This window comes from Streptomyces endophytica (assembly GCF_026153355.1).
In the GTDB taxonomy this organism is placed as follows: Bacteria; Actinomycetota; Actinomycetes; order Streptomycetales; family Streptomycetaceae; genus Streptomyces; species Streptomyces endophytica.
Genome location: NZ_CP110636.1, coordinates 5,807,312 through 5,824,776 on the forward strand (window position 1 = coordinate 5,807,312; position 17,465 = coordinate 5,824,776).

The following is a 17,465-nucleotide window of genomic DNA, read 5'->3' on the forward strand; positions in this document are numbered from 1 at the left end:
GAGGCCGTGGACCGTGCCCGTGGACGCCCTGGACGCCAAGATCCTCCGGCTGCTGCTGGAGCAGCCGCGCACCAGCGTGCGGGAGTACGCCCGGCTGCTCGGCGTGGCCCGGGGCACCGTGCAGGCACGGCTGGACCGGCTGGAGCGGGACGGCGTGATCACCGCGTACGGGCCGCGGCTGTCACCCGCCGCGCTCGGCCATCCGCTGCTCGCCTTCGTGCACATCGAGGTCACCCAGGGCCACCTGGAGGAGGTGGCCGACGCGCTCGCCGAGGTGCCGCAGATCATCGAGGCGTTCTCGACGACCGGCGGCGGCGATCTGCTGACCCGGGTGGTGGCCCGGGACGCGGCGCATCTGGAGGACGTGATCCAGCGGCTGATCAGCCTCCCTGGGTGGTCCGCACACGGACGGAGATGGCACTGCGCGAGCGGGTGCCGCACCGGATGCTGCCGTTGGTCGAGGACGTGGGCGGGACCGCCCGGCCACGGTGAGCCGGGCCGGCGGTCGACGGTCGGCGGCCGGCAGTCGGCAGTCCGCAGTCGGCAGTCGGCGGTACGGGCGGAGCGTCTTGGCATGCTGGAGGGCATGAGTGCCTCCCCCACCTCCCCGGTCACGCCCACCCCGGTGATCTTCGATCTCGACGGCACCCTGGTGGACAGCGAGCCGAACTACTACGAGGCGGGGCGCCGACTGCTGGCCGGCTACGGCGTGCCGGACTTCAGCTGGGAGCAGCACGCCCGTTTCATCGGCATCGGGACGCGGGAGACGCTGGAGATCCTCAGCGCGGAGCTCGGGATCGACGCGCCCGTGGACGAACTGCTCGCGGGCGAGAACCGGCTCTATCTGGAGCTGGCGCGGGCACACACCGAGGCCTTCCCGGAGATGCGCCGCCTGGTCCGGCGGCTGTCGGCGGCCGGGCATCCGATGGCGGTGGCATCCGGTTCCTCGCGGGCCGCGATCGAAGCGGTGCTGGCCGGGACCGGACTCGACGGGCTGCTGACGACGGTCGTGTCGGCGGAGGAGGTGGCGCGCGGCAAGCCGGAACCCGATGTGTTCCTGGAGGCGGCGCGCCGGCTGGGGTCGCGCCCGCGGACTGTGTGGTGCTGGAGGACGCGGCGCCCGGTGCGCTCGCGGCCGCCCGGGCCGGGATGCGGTGCATCGCGGTCCCGTATGTGCCCGGCACGGCCGACGACCCGGGCTTCGCGGGCGCCGGACTGCTGTTCCGGGGCGGCCGGCGGGAGTTCACCGCCCGGGTCGCGTACGCGTGGCTGGGGCGGTCGGCGGGGCAGCCGGTGGAGGAACCGGCGGGGGAGACCGCGAGGCCGACCTGACGGAAGCGCCGGACGGCCACGCTCCGGCCGGTCTGCGGCGCGGAGCGTGGCCGTCCCGGTCACCCGGCCCGCGGTGGGGTCACTCCAGGCCGAGCGACTTGCAGGCCGAGGCGACGTCGTCGGCGCAGAGCAGGTCGACCCGGACCAGGCCGTCGCGGACAACGGTGTCCTTCAGGTTCTTCCGGTCGACGAGCTGCGCCTTGAACAGCCGGGCCGGAATGGCGGCCTTACTGCTGCTGGTCGCGGTGGTGGAGGTCAGCGAGCTGATCTTCTTGCCGCGGAGCAGCCGGAAGGCGATTTCTGCCGCCGTTTCGGCCTCCGGCCGGACTTCCTTGTAAATGGTGAAGGACTGGGTGCCGGCAATCACCCGCTGGAGGGCGGGGAGTTCGGCGTCCTGGCCACCGACCGGAATGTTCTTGAGGCCCGCCGACTTGAGTGCCTCGGCGATACCGCCGGCCATACCGTCGTTGGCGGAGTAGACCGCGTCGAATCCCTGCGGGCCGCGCGCCTTGATGACGTCGGACATCTTCTTCTTGGCGGTCGCCGCGGACCAGTCGGGGATGTCCTTCTCATACACGATCTTGTGGACCTTGCCGTCGAGGACGTCATGCGCGCCCTTCTTGTAGGACGGCGCATTCGGGTCGGTCGGCGAGCCGTTCATCATGACGATGTCGGAGTTGGCCGCCTGCGATCCGAGAGCGGCGAGAATGCCCTCTCCCTGGAGCCGGCCGATCTTCTCGTTGTCGTAGGAGACGTACGCCGCGACGTCGCCCTCGGCGAGCCGGTCGTAGGCGATGACCTTGACGCCCTTCTTGGCGGCCGCGTCCACCCAGCTCTTGGCCGCCTGGGAGTCGACCGGGTCCAGGATGATGACCTTGACGCCCTTCTTCACCAGGGCGTCGAACTGCTGCTTCTGGGTGCCGACTTGCTGCTCGGCGTTGTGGTAATCGACTTTGCATTCGAGGCAGAGGGAGGCCACCCGCGACGTAATGATGCGGCGGTCGAACTTCTCATAGCGGTCCGCTTTGTTCTCCGGGAGGAGCAGACCGATGGAGTCCTTGCCGGCACCCGCGTCCTGGTGATCTTGGCCGCAGGCCGCCAATGGCGCCGCAAGAGAAAGCGCCATTGCGCCGGTGAGCGCACGCCGCATTATTGCATTCATTTTTTCGGTACCTCCCATGGGGCCGCCTGACCCGGCCCGGAACGGCTGAAGTGAACGCCAACACCTGCCCGATCGTCAAGAATCGAAGCAATAACGATGCGAAGGTGCCGTACGAGTTGAGACTCCGAAGTGAGAAGGAGTCCGGATACGCGGAGTGAGCCTTTCGCCTTCTATCAGCCCACCAGGACTTCAACCCGCCCCTTCTGGGCCGGAGTTGTCCGATCACACTGAGTGAACTTCAGCTTCGCTGTTATGTACACCGAGGCGGCGACTCATCCCCTTTTCCCGAGGGGCACGCATGGCGAGCTATGGACGCAAAAAGTCCGTTTGGCGCGAGAGGCGGTTTCCGGGCCGCTTTCGCTCCGCACTACCCCTATTTCGGGGAAATTGCCTTTCACGCCGAAAGGGGGGACCCACCCGACGGGCGGTCACTCGATGGGCGGTCAGTGGCCGATGGTGCGGGCGATGTCCAGGGTGAGCCGCTGCCACGGGTCGCGGGGGTCGCGTCCGGTGAGGTCGCCGATCCGGCGCAGGCGGTAGCGCAACGACTGCGGGTGCAGACCCAGCCTGCGGGCGGCGGCGTTCGCGGAGCCGGTGTCGAGGTAGGCGGTGAGCGCATCCAGGAGGTGCCGCCGGCCGGGACTCAGGAGCGGACCGAGCAACGACCGGGCGATCTGATCCGGGGTGGCGGCGGGGCGGCCGGCGAGGAGCGCGAGGACCTGGGCGTCCCCGTCGGTGAGGAGGCGTGCGGGGTGGTGGGCGTGTGCGGGGGCGGTGTCCAGGGCGTCGGCCGCGAGGCGGTGGGCCACGGCGATCCGCTCCAGGCTCTCCCCGGAGATCGCGCAGCCGCGCAGCGCCCGCGTGTGCAGCGCCGCCGGCGCGCCCCCTTCGCTGCCTGCCGGGAGCAGCAGGACGAGGCGGGATCCCCGTACCGTCGCCAGCGCGGCGACGTCGGACGCCCCCGCTCCCCCGTGACCGGTCAGCGCCGCCAGCAGTTCATCCGCCAGCTCCCCGGAGACGGCCGGCCCGGCCTCCGCGCCGGCCGGTGACGCCGACACGGAGGCCTGACCCGGTTGATTCGGTCCGGCCGGTTCGACCGGTTCGACCGGTTCAGCCGGTTCGGCCACCAACAGGCAGTAGGGGTCCGGGAGTTGGATGCCCAGGCGGGCGGCGCGGCCGGTCAGGGCGCCGGTGGAGGCGTGCCGCCCGGCGATCAGGTCGTCGAGAAGCAGCCGCAGCGCCCGGTCGCGGTCGCCCGCGAGGTCCTCGTTTGCGGCCGCGTAGGTCCCCGCCATCTCCTCGGCCAGGGTGTCCAGCGCGGTCAGCAGCATCCGGGTGAGGGCGAAGGCGTCCTCGGCGGTGGGCCGGGGCGTGCAGACCGCGATCTCGTCCGCGATGACGGTCGCCGCGACCCGGTAGGCCCGCAGGACGGCCTGTACCGGGCGGCCGTCCGCGGCCCGGGCCGCCGCGATACCGCGGAACCGGCGCAGCTCGGCCGGCCCCATCACGCCGTCCGTGGCCCACAGGTGCAGCAGCCGGTCCAGCGCCCAGGCGGCGATCGCCCGCACCTCCGGAAGCCGGCGGTCGTCGAGCGCCGCGTACGCCGGGACCTGCGCGTGCACCGCGTCGACGACGGCGTCGACGACACGGGGAGTGGCGGTCAGCTCCTGCCGGATCCGCTCGCGGTCGTTCATCACAGGGTGATAGTCGCAGCGGAAGAATGTGCGCACCACCGTGGACGGATCTTGTCACTGTCGCAAGGATCGCCGGGACGGCCCGACGGACCCTCGGTCGCGACGGACGCATCGGACCGGTGGGCCCAAGGGAGACGCGCACGAGAGAGGCGGGACGGCCGGATGGCGAAGCACTGGGCGGACTTCCAGTACGAGATCTACCTGAACGGCATGACGGGCGCGGTACCCCGGCTGCCGACCGATCTGACCCGGCTGGAGGAGCTCACCGAGCAGCGCTTGGGCCCCGGTCCGGTCGGCTATGTGGCGGGCAGTGCGGGCAGCGGCAGCACCGCGGCCGCCAACCGGGCCGCCCTCGACCGCCGGCGGATCGTCCCGCGGATGCTCCGCGACGTGCACGAACGCGACCTGTCCGTCGAGGTGTTGGGCCGCCGGCTGCCGGCGCCGATGGCGCTCGCCCCGGTCGGGGTGCTGTCGATCCTGCATCCGGACGCCGAGCCCGCCGCCGCCCGGGCCGCCGCGGCGCACGGCGTCCCGTACATCCTCTCCTCCGCCTCCAGCACCCCGATGGAGCAGGTCGCCGAGGCGATGGGCGACGGGGAACGGTGGTTCCAGCTGTACTGGGCGAAGGACCGCGAGGTCACCAGGAGCTTCCTGCACCGGGCGAAGGCCGCGGGTTTCACCGCGCTGTTCGTCACCCTCGACACCCCGCTCCTCGCCTGGCGGCCGCGCGACCTCGACCAGGCGTACCTACCGTTCCTGCACGGGGTGGGCACCGCCAACTACTTCTCCGACCCCGCGTTCCGGGCCGGGCTCGCCAAGCCGGTCCATGAGGACCCGAACGCGGCCGTGATGCACTTCGTCCAGATGTTCGCCGACCCCGCCAAGACCTGGCCCGACCTGGCTTTCCTACGGGAGAACTGGGACGGCCCGATCGTGCTCAAGGGCATCCTGCACCCGGACGACGCACTGCGGGCGGCCGAGGCCGGCATGGACGGCGTGGTCGTCTCGAACCACGGCGGCCGTCAGGCGGCCGGCTCGGTCGCCGCCGCGGACGCGCTGCCCCGCGTCGCCGAGGCGGCCGGCGACCGGCTCACCGTGCTCTTCGACAGCGGTGTCCGCACCGGCGACGACATCGTCAAGGCGCTGGCGCTCGGCGCGGAATCGGTGCTGGTCGGACGGCCGTACGCATACGGTCTCGGCCTCGACGGCCAGGCCGGCGTCGAGCACGTGATCCGCTGCCTCCTCGCCGAGTTCGACCTCACCCTCGCGCTGTCCGGGCACGCCCGCCCCAACACGCTGACCGCCGACGACCTCACCACGGCGTCCGCGTAACGCTCGCCCCCCTTCCGCATGACCACCGCGGCGCACACCGCGCCCGACACCGAGAGGCCCGCCATGAAGAACGTTCTCGCCGTCATCTCCCCGCACGTGGGCGGCCGCGCCGCCGGCGCCGCGCTGGCCGGCGTCTTTCCCGGCCACGCCCACGTCACCGTCGTCGAGAGCACCGACGAGGACCCCGCGGCGCTGGCCGCGGCGCATGTCATCATCACCGGCCTCGCCCCCGTGACCGCCGAACACCTCGCTGCCGCACCGGAGTTGGAGCTGGTGCAGTGCGCCAGCCACGGCTTCGACTACGTCGATCTCGACGCCGCGCGCGGCCGGGGCGTCCCGGTCTGCAACATCGGCTCCAGCGGCGCCGAGAAGCAGAACGTGGCCGAGCAGACCTTCGCCCTGATGCTCGCGCTCGCCAAGCAGCTGGTCCCCGCCCATACGGCGCTGACGGAGGCGGACTGGGCGCTGCCGCGTCTGCAGCAGTCGATCACCGAGCTGTCCGGGAAGACCCTCGGCATCATCGGCCTGGGCCACATCGGCGCGGAGGTGGCGCGGCGCGCCGTCGCCTTCGACATGAGCATCGTCTACGCCGGACCGCGGCCGGTCGACCCGGAGACCGCGGCCGGGCTCGGCGGGGCCCGCCATCTGGACCTGGACGAGCTGCTCCGTACGTCGGACTACGTTTCCCTGCACGCCCCGCTGACCGAGGCGACCCGGCACCTCCTCGACGCCGAGCGGCTGGCCCTCCTGAAGCCGAGCGCCTTCGTCATCAACACGGCGCGGGGTGCCCTGATCGACCAGGACGCGCTCGCGGACGCGCTGGCCGCCGGGACCCTCGCCGGCGCCGGCATCGACGTCTTCGACCCCGAACCGCCCACCGCGGCCCTGCGGCTCCTCAAGGCCCCGAACGTCGTCCTCTCCCCCCACGTCGCGGGCGTCACACGAGAAACCCTGGTCCGCATCGCCCTGGCGGCCGTCGAGAACGTCCTCGGCCACCTGGATGGCAAGCGGGTGCGCGACGTCGTGGGCTAGTCCCCCACGTACCTGGCTGCGGCGCCGCGGGTCGTCTCGCCGTTGCGCCTGGCGGCGGGCGTGGTGTTGTCGGGTGCGGTGCCGGCCCTCCAGACTTCGTCCTCCGGTCCAGCCCCTCCCGTGAGTGGGAGGTCAGAGGCCGGTGGGGGCGAACCTTATCCGTTGCCTGCGCGCTCGTCGGCATTACGTGCACCCCCACCACCGTTTTTCTTCCCTCTCACGGGAGGGGACGGGCCGGAGGGGCCGGTTGTGTGGACGTAAAGCGTCAGCAGTCCACACAACCGGCCCCGGAGGTCCGTCACCGCACCCAACAACCACCTGTCCCGCCGCAGGCGCAACGGCGAGACGCCCCGCGGCGGGACAGACGGGTACGTGGAGGCGCCGCAAAGCGCAACGGCGAGACGACCCGCGGCGGGAAGGCCAGGTACGCAGGGGGGAGACGGACACGAAGGGCAATATGGGACAATTTGAGCGCCCAGGGCCGCTACGTGAGGAGAAGACCATGGCACGTGCAGTGGGTATCGACCTCGGTACGACGAATTCGGTGGTCAGTGTGCTGGAGGGCGGCGAGCCCACGGTGATCACCAACGCCGAGGGGGCCCGCACGACCCCGTCGGTGGTGGGGTTCGCCAAGGGTGGGGAGGTGCTGGTCGGGGAGATCGCCAAGCGGCAGGCCGTGACCAACATCGACCGCACCGCGCGGTCGGTCAAGCGACACATGGGCGAGTCGGGCTGGCGCTTCCCCGCCAGCGGCGACATCGACGGCAAGCGGTACACCGCCCAGGAGATCTCCGCGCGGGTGCTGCAGAAGCTCAAGCGCGACGCCGAGGACTACCTGGGCGAGGACGTGACGGACGCCGTCGTCACCGTTCCGGCCTACTTCAACGACGCCCAGCGCACCGCTACGAAGGAGGCCGGGAGATCGCCGGCCTGCGGGTGCTGCGGATCGTCAACGAGCCGACCGCCGCGGCGCTGGCGTACGGGCTGGACAAGGAGAACGACCAGACGATCCTGGTCTTCGACCTCGGCGGCGGCACCTTCGACGTCTCGCTGCTGGAGATCGGCGAGGGCGTGGTCGAGGTCAAGGCCACCAACGGTGACACCCATCTGGGCGGTGACGACTGGGACCAGCGGATCGTCGACTACCTGGCCAAGCAGTTCAAGAACGCGTACGGCATCGATCTGTCGAACGACAAGATGGCCACCCAGCGGCTGCGGGAGGCCGCGGAGAAGGCGAAGATCGAGCTGTCGGCGGCCACCGAGACCACGATCAACCTGCCGTATCTGAGCGCCTCGGCCGAGGGTCCGCTGCACCTGGACGAGAAGCTCACCCGCTCGCAGTTCCAGCAGCTCACCGCGGACCTCCTGGAGCGCTGCAAGACGCCGTTCCACAACGCGGTGAAGGACGCCGGGATCAACCTCTCGGACATCAACCACGTGATCCTGGTCGGCGGTTCGACCCGGATGCCCGCGGTGACCGATCTGGTCAAGGAGCTCACCGGCAAGGACCCGCACAAGGGCGTGAACCCCGACGAGGTCGTGGCCGTGGGGGCCGCCCTGCAGGCCGGTGTCCTCAAGGGCGAGGTCAAGGACGTCCTCCTCCTCGACGTCACCCCGCTGTCCCTCGGCATCGAGACCAAGGGCGGCATCATGACCAAGCTCATCGAGCGGAACACCACGATCCCGACCAAGCGGTCCGAGATCTTCACCACCGCCGAGGACAACCAGCCGTCCGTGCAGATCCAGGTCTACCAGGGCGAGCGCGAGATCGCGGCGTACAACAAGAAGCTCGGGATGTTCCAGCTCACCGGCCTGCCGCCGGCGCCGCGTGGCGTCCCGCAGATCGAGGTCTCCTTCGACATCGACGCCAACGGCATCATGCACGTGACCGCGAAGGACCTGGGCACGGGCAAGGAGCAGAAGATGACCGTCACCGGCGGCTCCTCGCTGCCGAAGGACGACATCGACCAGATGGTGCGCGACGCCGAACGGCACGCCGAGGAGGACCGGCAGCGCCGCGAGGCCGCGGAGACCCGCAACCAGGGCGAGCAGCTCGTCTACCAGACCGAGAAGTTCCTCAAGGACAACGAGGACAAGGTCCCCGGTGAGATCAAGACCGAGGTCGAGACCGCCGTCGGTGAGCTGAAGGAGAAGCTCAAGGGCGAGGACACCGCGGAGATCCGCACCGCCACCGACAAGGTCGCGGCCGTCTCCCAGAAGCTCGGCCAGGCCATGTACGCCGACGCCCAGGCCGCGCAGGCCGCCGCGGGCGGCGGAGCAGCCGGGGGCGACTCGGGTGGACAGGGCCGGTCGGACGGCGCCGACGACGTCGTGGACGCCGAGATCGTCGACGACGACAAGCGGGAGGGAGGCGCGCCATGAGCCGCCCGACCCGGATCCGTGGCACGTCCCGGCCGCCGCTGGCCATAGTCGGCAGCGGCACGGACCGGCCGGAGCGGCCGGAGCTCGGGCGGCGCGGACCGGACGCCGGCTCCCGGAGCGGGGCCGGTTCCGCACCGCGTATCGACCGGGACACCGGTCCCCCGCCGTTCCGCGTGTCCGAGGAGGCGGGTACGACCTCCCAGGAGACGGTGCTCCGCGCCGAGCTGCGGCAGCGCACCGCCGAACTGCAGGAGCGCACGGCGGATCTGCAGCGCCTCAAGGCCGAGTACGACAACTACCGCAAGCGGGTGCACCGGGACCGGCTGGCGGTCGGTGAGATCGCCGTGGCCAATGTGCTGGGGCGGCTGCTGCCCGTGCTCGACGCCGTCGAGGAGGCGGCCGGGCAGGGCGAGGTCACGGACGGCTTCGGGCGGGTCGCCCGGGCGCTGGTGGCCGAACTGACCGCGCTGGGCCTGATCTCCTTCGGCAGCGTGGGCGACGCCTTCGATCCGGAGATCCACGAGGCCGTCACCTTCACGGCGGTGAGCCGTCCCGAAACCCCCCTGGGTGCGGTGTGCACGGCGGTGCTGCGGCAGGGTTACCGCGTCGGTGACCACCTGCTGCGTCCCGCGCAGGTGTCGGTCACCGGCGATCCGCCCGCGGCTCCGGCCCGTCCGTCCTGGTGAGCGCGATGAGGGCGACGTCGTCGCCGAGGGTTCCGCCGACGTACCCGAGCAGGTCGTCGCGGAGGCGCGCCACCAGCGCGCCCGGGTCCCGCTCGGGGCAGCCGGCGAGCCGATCCGGCAGCCGGTAGAACGCGCCGGTCGCGTCCCGCGCCTCGATCGCCCCGTCCGTGTACAGCAGGAGCAGGTCGCCGGGTGCGAAGTCGAACGTCTCGACCTGGTAGTCGCCCTCCGACGGGGCGCCGATACCCAGGGGCAGCGCGGGGTCCCGGACCTCCAGGGGGCGGACCTCGCCCGCCCGCAGCAGGAGCGGCGGCGGGTGCCCGCAGTTCACCATCGTGAGGAACGGCTCGTCGTGGTGGACGTCCAGCACCACCGCGGTCACGAAGGATTCCGTCGGCTCGGGATCGCCGGCGGTGCGGTGCGCGGTGTTCCAGTGCACGGAGTTCCCCAGGTGGGCGGCGATGCCCGGCAGGGAGAGGTTGCGGTAGGCGGAGCCCTGGAAGGCGCCGATCAGCACCGCCGCCTCCCCGATGGCGGACAGACCCTTGCCGCGGACGTCGCCGACGACCAGCCGGGTGGCCCCGGGGGTGGGCGCCACCGCGTAGAGGTCGCCGCCGATCAGCGCTTCGGCATCGGCGGCGAGGTAGGTGGCGGCGATGCGGAGCGGGCCGATGCGTTCGGGCAGCGGCCGCATCAGGACCTGCTGCGCCGCGACGGCCACCGACTGCACCCGGCTGAGCCGCCGCTGGTGCCGGTCCTGGACGTACCGGAAGACGGTGACGAGCACGGAGATCACCAGCAGGGCGGCGACCTGCGCCTGGTGATTGGGCGTCATCAGACCGCCGTGCAGGGTGCCGATGATGACCTGGGCCGCCACCGCGAGGGCGCCGACCGCACCGGTGAGGCCGGCCCCGGCGAAGGAGGCGGTGATCGCGGGCGCGGCGACCAGGAACGGTCCGAGGTGGATGCTCGTCGGGGAGTTGATGTCCACCACCGTCACGGCCACGATGATCGCCAGCGGGACGACCAGCAGGCCGGGGCTCCACCGCCGGAAGCCGGCGCGCTGAGCTGGACCGTGCCGGAGGCGCATAACTCCTCTTTACACCCCTCCCGATCTCCGTGCCGGGAAACGGAGGGACCCCGGGACCATGGGTCCCGGGGTCCTGGCCGACGCGGTGCCGCGCCGGCCTCCGCAGGTCTGCCGTGACGTCTCAGACGTCGCTGGTCTGCACGGTGGCGAGACCGGCCAGCTGCCCGACGGGCAGGGTGGGGACGAGCGACTGGGCGGTGCCGACGACGTCGCCGATGGCCACCGCGCCACCGTGGCCGGCCACCTCGGCACCGGCGCTGGCGAGACCACCGGAAATGTTGTCCAGCTCGCTGTCGGCAATCTCGCAGGTCTCGACGATGTCACGCATGACGTGCCCTTCCTTCATTACTCTCAATTTTCCTGGCGGACACCGCACGGAATTCATGCACACCACATGCAAGAAAAATTACGCACGGTCCTGCGACAGCAGACTTCGCCGCCCGATAATCCGGGCCGCGATGATCAATCCGCCGCACGGGAAGGATGCAATCACGCCGACGAAGCGTCAGGCAACCTGCCCCCCACTTTCCTTTCCGGATGTTCACGTTCGCCCACACAACCCCGCTGAAGTGCAGCTTTGTCAGTCACCGGGTGACGAATCCAGCGAACCGCACACCCACGGAAGCAACGCCTCGGCCATTGTGAAAAGCCGCCGCACCCCAGGAAAAGACATCGCATCCGGCCGCGACTGGACATATCTGCATTTACGTTTCGACGTGGGATCCGAGGGTCGGGATGACCAGAGATGTCGGGATGTATGACCCGACGGCCCATGCAATTGAGCAGGCCGGACGAAAGCGGCACCTTCCGGCGTCCGGGGCGATTACCGGACGTCGAAGCCCGGCAGCCCCTGGGGTTCCTCCTCCGTCACCGAAACCGCGTCGACGACCGCCGCCGGCGGCCCCTGGTGCGCCCACTCCACCAGCTTGTCCACGCTCTCCGGATCGCCCTCGAACACGGCCTCCACGGTTCCGTCCGGGGCGTTCCGCACCCAGCCGGCCACGCCCCGCGCCTCGGCCGTGCGCCGGCAGGTGTCGCGGAAGAACACCCCCTGCACGGTCCCCGAGACCACCACCCGCCTGCGGATCATCGGTCCTCACCTCGCGTCATGGCTGCCCTCTCCTCACTCCACGCTCTCTCACGTCCGCTCTCGTCACCTCTGCTCCGCACCCGGTCTGGTCCCCCGGATCATCGGCTCCGCGGCTTCCGGTTGTCCGGACCCCGGGGCTCACCCGGCGAAGCCACGCCCGGACGGCGTACGGCTGACCGCGCGCCCGGTGGCCGCCACCGCCCGCGCGAACGCGGTCGCGTCGTGCACGGCCGCGCCGCCCGGGTCGTTGTTGAAGTACGCGTACACGTCGGCCCGGTCCGGCCAGGTGTCGGCGATCCGGCGCGCCCAGGTGGCGAGCGCCTTGCTGCCGTAACGCGGCCAGGGTGCCGCCCGGCCCTCGTGGAACCGCACGTAGCCCCAGTCGGCGGTCCGCCACAGCGGTGCCACCGGACGGGACCCCCGGTCCGCCCAGCACAGCGCCGCGCCCCGGCGCTCCAGCACCGCACGGACCTCCTCGGTCCACCACGAGTCGTGCCGCGGCTCGACGGCCACCCGGGTACCGGCCGGGAAGCAGTCGAGGCAGGCGTCCAGCAGCCCGGCGTCCCGCCGCAGCGTGGGCGGCAGCTGCAGCAGTACGGGCCCGAGCCGCGGCCCCAGGGCGGCGGCCCGTGACATCAGCCGGTCCACCGGCTCCTCGGGGGTGCGCAGCCGCTTGATGTGGGTCAGATAGCGGCTCGCCTTGACGGCCATCACGAAGCCGTCCGGGGTCCGGTCCCGCCAGTCGGCGAAGGTCTTCTCCTCGGGCAGCCGGTAGAAGGCCGCGTTGCTCTCGACCGTCGCGAACCCCCGTGCGTACTCCTCCAGCCACAGCCGCTGCGGCCGGTCCGGCGGGTAGAGGACACCGCGCCAGTCCTTGTACTGCCAGCCGGAGGTGCCGAGGAGGACCGTCATGTCCGGATGCCTGCCCGCTGGTGCGCACGCCCTATCAGGGCGCCATCGCCATCGGGGCGCCATCGGGGCCCCGCCTGCCTCACGGCCCCCGCCCGCGCCGGGACGCCCTTGCGGAGCCCGGTGGTGACGGTCAGTGTGGGGCCCGTGACTTCCTTCGTCCTGCCCCACGCCCTGCACGGCCGGGGCCCGCACAAGGTCATCGCCGTCCACGGGTGGTTCGCCGACCGGTCCGCCTTCGCCCCGCTCCTTCCCGACCTCGACCGCGCCGCCTTCCAGTACGCGCTGGTCGATCTCCGTGGCTACGGCGAGGCGCAGGACGCGGCCGGCGCGTACACCACGGCGGAGGGCGCGGCCGACGTGCTGGCGCTCGCCGACCGGCTGGGCTGGGACCGGTTCTCGCTGATCGGCCATTCGATGGGCGGCAGCGTCGTCCAGCGGGTGCTGGCCGCGGCCCCGGCACGCGTCCGGCGGCTGGTCGGCATCTCACCGGTGCCCGCCTCCGGCTTTCCGCTGCCGCCGGACCAGTGGGCGCTGTTCTCCTCGGCGGCGCACGCCCCGGACAGCCGGCGGGCCATCATCGATCTCACGTCCGGCGGCCGGCGCCCCGACGCCTGGCTGGACCGGATGGTGCAGCGGTCGCTGGAGCGCAGCAACCCGACGGCGTTCCGCACCTGGCTGGACTCCTGGGCCGGTGAGGGCTTCGCCGACGACGTCGACGGTTCGCCGGTGCCGGCGCTGGCGGTGACCGGCGCCCTGGATCCCGCGCTCACCGCCGAACTGACCCGCCGGACGTGGCTGCGGTGGTACGCGAACAGCCAGCTGATCGAGCTGTCGGCGGCCGGGCACTACGCGATGGACGAGACGCCGCTGGAGCTGATCCGCGCCGTCGAGGACTTCCTGCGCGCGGACGGCGACGGGGACGGCCACGGGAACGGGAACGGGGACGGGCGCCGCGGCGTCGGGGCCCCGGCGGGCCGGTGGCCCGATGACGTCTCCGGCGGCCGAGGCTCCCCGGATACCCGACGTCTTCGATCCCCGCGGCTATGCCCAGGGGCTGCCGCACACCGCCTACCGGCTGCTGCGCGATCGGCATCCGGTGGTCTGGCAGGAGGAGCACGAGGTCCTCGGCTGGCCCGCCGGGCCCGGTTTCTGGGCGGTCACCCGGCACGCCGACGTCGTCCGGGTCCTGAAGGACGCCCGCACCTTCTCCTCGCACCTGGGCGCCACCCAGATCCGCGATCCGGACCCCGCCGACCTGCCGTTCATCCGGCGCATGATGCTCAATCAGGACGCTCCGGTCCACGGGCGGCTGCGCCGGCTGGTGAGCCGGGCCTTCACCCGCCGCCGGATCGACCGCTTCGAGACGGTGGTACGCGACCGGGCCCGCGGCCTGCTGACCGCGGCGCTCGACACCGCGCGCACCGGCAGCGGATTGGCCGACCTGGTCACCACCGTCACCGACGACTACGCACTGCTCAACCTCGCCGACCTGCTCGGCGTGCCGCCCGGTGAACGCGGGCTGCTGCTGGACTGGACCCGGCGCGTCATCGGCTACCAGGACCCGGACGAAGCCGGCCCGCCGGCGTCCGGACCGGACGGCCGTCCGGCCGACCCGCGCTCACCGGCGATGCTGCAGGACATGTTCGGGTTCGCGCGGGAGCTGGCCGCCCACAAGCGGCGGCACCCCGGCGACGACGTGATGACGGTCCTCGCCGCCGACCGCGAACTGGCCACACCCGAGCTGGAGATGTTCTTCTTCCTGCTGACCGTCGCGGGGAACGACACGGTGCGCAGCGCGGCGCCCGGCGGCCTGCTGGCGCTGGCCCGGCACCCGGACGCCTACCGCGCCCTGCGCACCGGTGCCGTGGCGACGGCCTCGTGCGTGGAGGAACTGCTGCGCTGGCACCCGCCGGTGCTCAGTTTCCGCCGTACCGCGGCGTGCGACACGGAACTCGCCGGCCGCCCGATCCGCGCCGGTGAGAAGGTGGTCGTCTTCCACGGCTCGGCCAACTACGACGAGCGGGTGTTCACCGCCCCGCACCGGCTGGACCTCGCCCGTACGCCCAACCCCCATGTCTCCTTCGGCGACGGTCCGCACGTCTGCCTGGGCGCCCATCTCGCCCGGCTACAGCTGCGGGTGCTCTACGAGGAGACCTGCCGCCTGCTGCCCGCCCTCGAACTCGCCGCCCCGCCACGGTACTTGGTGTCGAACTTCATCCACGGACTCAAGTCCCTGCCGCTGCGGCTCCTCCCGCCCGGTGGGGATCGGCCACCGGGCTGAGCGCGGCCAGTTCGGGAAGCCTGGCGGCGGTCGCCGCGTCGGCGGGCAGGCAGGAGACCAGGGTGACGCCCGGCGCCTCCACGGCCGCGAGCTTGACGTAGTCGAAGGTCAGCCGGCCCAGCGACGGATGGTCGAACTCCCGGCGCGCCGGCCGGAAGTCCGCCACGTCGTGGGTGGCCCACCAGGTCCTGAACTCCTCGCTGTGCGCGCACAGTTCGCCGGTCAGCCGGCGGAACTCCGGGTCGTCGGGGTGCCGGTCGGCGCTGGCGCGGTACTGCTCCAGCAGGGCCCGGGCCTGGGCGTCCCAGTCGGCCAGGAGCGTACGGATCCTGGGCCGGGTGAACACCAGGCGCATCAGGTTGCGTTCGGCGGCGTCCCAGTGGGCGGGGTCGCCGATGAGACCGGCCTCGGCGCGGTTCCAGGCCAGCAGGTCCCAGTTGGGCGCGAGCACGTACGCGGGGTGCGGGTCGAGCGCGTCCACCAGGCGCCGCAGTGCCGGCCCGCCGGGGTGGTCGCCGGCCGGCTCGGGCAGCGGCTGCCCGGCCAGGGCGAACAGATGGCGGGTCTCGGCGGGCGACAGCCGCAGCGCCCGGGCCAGGCTGTGCAGCACCTGACGGCTCACGCTGATGTCCCTGGCCTGTTCGAGCCAGGTGTACCAGGTGACGCTGACCCCCGAGAGGACGGCGACCTCCTCGCGGCGCAGTCCGGGCGTACGGCGGCGGGGGCCCGCCGGGAGTCCGGCCTCGCCGGGCGGGACCCGTTCCCGTCGCGAGCGGAGGAACTCCGCCAGCACCCGGCGCCGTTCCCGGTCGGCCATCGGATCCCTCTCCCCCGCGGCGCACCGTGCCGTGCGCCCTCCGCTTCCCCGTGTCGCGCGGCCGGGTGCCGGGCCCCGAGGGGTCGTCCGGCCGACACCGGTACCGCTGCCACCAGGATAATTCGCCTCTGTATGGCCCGTGCGGCCCGGGCCAGGGTCGGGGCCATGACTCCTCTGCGACCGCCGGCCGATCCGGCACCGTCCTCACCCGCCGCCGCTGCCCCGCACACCGCGGCGGTTTCCCCGCCCGCTCCGTGGCGGGCCCTGTCCGTCGTCCTCACCGGTGTCTTCATGGCCGTGCTCGACACCTTCATCGTGCTGGTGGCGGCGCCCGCCGTCCAGGACGATCTGCGCGCCTCGGACGCCGATGTGCAGCTGATCCTGGCGGGCTATCAACTCACCTACGCCGTCGCGTTGATCACCGGCGCGCGCCTCGGTGACCGGTTCGGCCGCAAGCGGTGCTTCCTCTTCGGGATGGGCCTCTTCACCCTGGCGTCGGTGGGCTGCGCGGCCGCACCCGGGGCCGGCGGTCTGATCGCGGCCCGGCTCGTCCAGGGGCTCGGGGCCGCGGTGATGTTCCCGCAGGTCTTCTCGATGATCCAGGTGCTGCTGCCGCCCGAGCGGCGGGCCCGGGCCTTCGGCGTGCTGGGGGCGGTGATCGGCGCGGCGGGGTGGCCGGCCAGTTGCTGGGCGGGGTCCTGCTCTCCGCCGACCTGTTCGGCGCTTCCTGGCGTCCGATCTTCTGGGTCAACGTGCCCGTCGGGCTGGTGACGCTGGCCCTCGCGGCGGTCCTCCTGCCCGAGTCGCGGGCCCCCGAGGGCCACCGGGTGGACCTGGCGGGCGTGGCGGTGCTGACCGTGGCGCTGTTCCTCCTGGTCGTGCCCGTGGTGGAGGGCCGGGAGGCCGGCTGGCCCGCATGGACGTGGGTCAGCCTGGCCGCGGGGGTGCTCGCCCTCTTCGCCTTCGGCGCCGTGGAACGCCGGGTCGCGGCCCGCGGCCGGTCCCCGCTGGTGCGGCCGGGGCTGCTGCGTGAGCGGGCCTTCGCGACCGGGATGGTGCTGGTCCTCCTGGCGTACTCCGGGATCAACTCCTTCTTCCTGGTGCTGTCCCTGACCGTGCAGGACGGGCTGGGGCTGGACGCCCTGGGCGCCGGGTTGTTCTATCTGCCGTTCGCCGCGGGCTTCTTCACCGGGAGCCTGGTGGCGGGGCGCCTGGCGCGGTACGGCAAGCGGCTGCTGCGGGCCGGGGCGCTGGTCCTCGGGCTCGGCCACGCGGGGGCGCTCGGCGTCGTCGTGCTCGCCGGGGACACGCTGACGGCCCGGTCGCTGGCACTGCCGCTGCTCGTCGTGGGCCTGGGGAACGGGGTTCTGGTCACGCCGCTGCTCAACACCGTGCTCGCCCGCATCCGGCCGGCGGAGATCGGGATGGCCTCCGGTGTGCTCTCCACCGGCCAGCAGGTCGGCGGCTCGGTCGGGGTCGCGCTGGTCGGCGTCCTGTTCTACGGGGCGCTGGGCCACGCCGCACGCCACGACGTCGGCGCCTACGGGCACGCCCTGATGGCGGCGCTGCTCTTCGACCTCGCCCTGGCCGTCGCCCTCTCGCTGCTCCTGCGGGTGCTGCCGGACCCGGCGCCGGCCGGCCGGTGAGCCGGGGCC

11 protein-coding genes and 5 pseudogenes are annotated in these 17,465 nt (G+C 72.3%); 9 read left to right on the forward strand and 7 right to left on the reverse strand.

From position 1 onward, the window contains the following. Positions 1 to 13: 13 nt before the first annotated feature. Together OJ254_RS26010 and OJ254_RS26015 are read left to right on the forward strand one after the other, a co-directional pair. A pseudogene (locus OJ254_RS26010) lies at positions 14 to 492 on the forward strand (Lrp/AsnC family transcriptional regulator). 94 nt (positions 493 to 586) lie between these two features. Beyond that, a pseudogene (locus OJ254_RS26015) lies at positions 587 to 1,332 on the forward strand (HAD family hydrolase). Between the two features lie 79 nt (positions 1,333 to 1,411). Here OJ254_RS26015 and OJ254_RS26020 read toward each other — a convergent pair. After that, positions 1,412 to 2,494, reverse strand: coding sequence for a sugar ABC transporter substrate-binding protein (locus tag OJ254_RS26020; RefSeq protein ID WP_265364308.1), 1,083 nt, complete (start codon positions 2,492 to 2,494; stop codon positions 1,412 to 1,414). A 443-nt stretch (positions 2,495 to 2,937) separates the two neighbouring features. Further along, positions 2,938 to 4,188, reverse strand: coding sequence for a PucR family transcriptional regulator (locus OJ254_RS26025; RefSeq protein ID WP_265364309.1), 1,251 nt, complete (start codon positions 4,186 to 4,188; stop codon positions 2,938 to 2,940). Between the two features lie 162 nt (positions 4,189 to 4,350). On the opposite strand from OJ254_RS26025, the gene OJ254_RS26030 reads away from it, so the two are divergent. From OJ254_RS26030 to grpE, 4 genes and pseudogenes are all read left to right on the forward strand, one after another. Next, a complete protein-coding gene (locus tag OJ254_RS26030; protein ID WP_265364310.1) occupies positions 4,351 to 5,520 on the forward strand; it encodes a lactate 2-monooxygenase in 1,170 nt (389 codons plus the stop codon). 18 nt (positions 5,521 to 5,538) lie between these two features. Next, positions 5,539 to 6,552 carry a 2-hydroxyacid dehydrogenase gene (locus OJ254_RS26035; protein WP_265364311.1) on the forward strand — a complete coding sequence of 338 codons (1,014 nt, stop codon included), beginning with the start codon at positions 5,539 to 5,541 and terminating at the stop codon, positions 6,550 to 6,552. 502 nt (positions 6,553 to 7,054) lie between these two features. Then, positions 7,055 to 8,934: pseudogene (gene dnaK / locus OJ254_RS26040) on the forward strand (molecular chaperone DnaK). Further along, positions 8,931 to 9,620, forward strand: coding sequence for a nucleotide exchange factor GrpE (gene grpE, locus OJ254_RS26045; RefSeq protein WP_265364312.1), 690 nt, complete (start codon positions 8,931 to 8,933; stop codon positions 9,618 to 9,620). The pseudogene dnaK and the gene grpE overlap by 4 nt, the downstream one beginning before the upstream one ends. Here grpE and OJ254_RS26050 read toward each other — a convergent pair. From OJ254_RS26050 to OJ254_RS26065, 4 genes are all read right to left on the reverse strand, one after another. After that, positions 9,577 to 10,710 (reverse strand): PP2C family protein-serine/threonine phosphatase, encoded by a 1,134-nt coding sequence (locus OJ254_RS26050; RefSeq protein WP_265364313.1) that lies wholly within the window; start codon positions 10,708 to 10,710, stop codon positions 9,577 to 9,579. The two genes, grpE and OJ254_RS26050, sit on opposite strands and share 44 nt — an antisense overlap. A gap of 121 nt (positions 10,711 to 10,831) precedes the next feature. Continuing rightward, positions 10,832 to 11,038 (reverse strand): hypothetical protein, encoded by a 207-nt coding sequence (locus OJ254_RS26055; RefSeq protein ID WP_261954506.1) that lies wholly within the window; start codon positions 11,036 to 11,038, stop codon positions 10,832 to 10,834. 495 nt (positions 11,039 to 11,533) lie between these two features. Then, complete coding sequence (locus OJ254_RS26060) at positions 11,534 to 11,800, reverse strand: acylphosphatase (RefSeq protein ID WP_265364314.1); 267 nt, start codon at positions 11,798 to 11,800, stop codon at positions 11,534 to 11,536. A 138-nt stretch (positions 11,801 to 11,938) separates the two neighbouring features. Then, on the reverse strand, positions 11,939 to 12,712 hold the full coding sequence (locus OJ254_RS26065; protein WP_265364315.1) for a DUF72 domain-containing protein: 774 nt from the start codon (positions 12,710 to 12,712) through the stop codon (positions 11,939 to 11,941). 144 nt (positions 12,713 to 12,856) lie between these two features. On the opposite strand from OJ254_RS26065, the pseudogene OJ254_RS26070 reads away from it, so the two are divergent. Then, positions 12,857 to 13,624, forward strand: a pseudogene (locus OJ254_RS26070) (alpha/beta fold hydrolase); the annotation flags it as partial. Between the two features lie 73 nt (positions 13,625 to 13,697). Next, a complete protein-coding gene (locus OJ254_RS26075) occupies positions 13,698 to 14,993 on the forward strand; it encodes a cytochrome P450 (protein ID WP_265364316.1) in 1,296 nt (431 codons plus the stop codon). On the opposite strand, the gene OJ254_RS26080 is transcribed toward OJ254_RS26075, so the two are convergent. Beyond that, entirely contained in the window at positions 14,938 to 15,810 is an 873-nt protein-coding gene (locus OJ254_RS26080; protein WP_265364317.1) for a helix-turn-helix transcriptional regulator, read from the reverse strand. The two genes, OJ254_RS26075 and OJ254_RS26080, sit on opposite strands and share 56 nt — an antisense overlap. 291 nt (positions 15,811 to 16,101) lie before the next feature. Here OJ254_RS26080 and OJ254_RS26085 point away from each other — a divergent pair. Next, a pseudogene (locus tag OJ254_RS26085) lies at positions 16,102 to 17,456 on the forward strand (MFS transporter). Positions 17,457 to 17,465: the final 9 nt, after the last annotated feature.

What these genes read in the sequence shown, in the direction of transcription:
- OJ254_RS26020 (WP_265364308.1), bottom strand. Translation starts at nt 2,494, where the DNA reads ATGAATGCAATAATGCGGCGTGCGCTCACCGGCGCAATGGCGCTTTCT.
- OJ254_RS26025 (WP_265364309.1), bottom strand. Translation starts at nt 4,188, where the DNA reads ATGAACGACCGCGAGCGGATCCGGCAGGAGCTGACCGCCACTCCCCGT.
- OJ254_RS26030 (WP_265364310.1), top strand. Translation starts at nt 4,351, where the DNA reads ATGGCGAAGCACTGGGCGGACTTCCAGTACGAGATCTACCTGAACGGC.
- OJ254_RS26035 (WP_265364311.1), top strand. Translation starts at nt 5,539, where the DNA reads ATGACCACCGCGGCGCACACCGCGCCCGACACCGAGAGGCCCGCCATG.
- grpE (WP_265364312.1), top strand. Translation starts at nt 8,931, where the DNA reads ATGAGCCGCCCGACCCGGATCCGTGGCACGTCCCGGCCGCCGCTGGCC.
- OJ254_RS26050 (WP_265364313.1), bottom strand. Translation starts at nt 10,710, where the DNA reads ATGCGCCTCCGGCACGGTCCAGCTCAGCGCGCCGGCTTCCGGCGGTGG.
- OJ254_RS26055 (WP_261954506.1), bottom strand. Translation starts at nt 11,038, where the DNA reads ATGCGTGACATCGTCGAGACCTGCGAGATTGCCGACAGCGAGCTGGAC.
- OJ254_RS26060 (WP_265364314.1), bottom strand. Translation starts at nt 11,800, where the DNA reads ATGATCCGCAGGCGGGTGGTGGTCTCGGGGACCGTGCAGGGGGTGTTC.
- OJ254_RS26065 (WP_265364315.1), bottom strand. Translation starts at nt 12,712, where the DNA reads ATGACGGTCCTCCTCGGCACCTCCGGCTGGCAGTACAAGGACTGGCGC.
- OJ254_RS26075 (WP_265364316.1), top strand. Translation starts at nt 13,698, where the DNA reads ATGACGTCTCCGGCGGCCGAGGCTCCCCGGATACCCGACGTCTTCGAT.
- OJ254_RS26080 (WP_265364317.1), bottom strand. Translation starts at nt 15,810, where the DNA reads ATGGCCGACCGGGAACGGCGCCGGGTGCTGGCGGAGTTCCTCCGCTCG.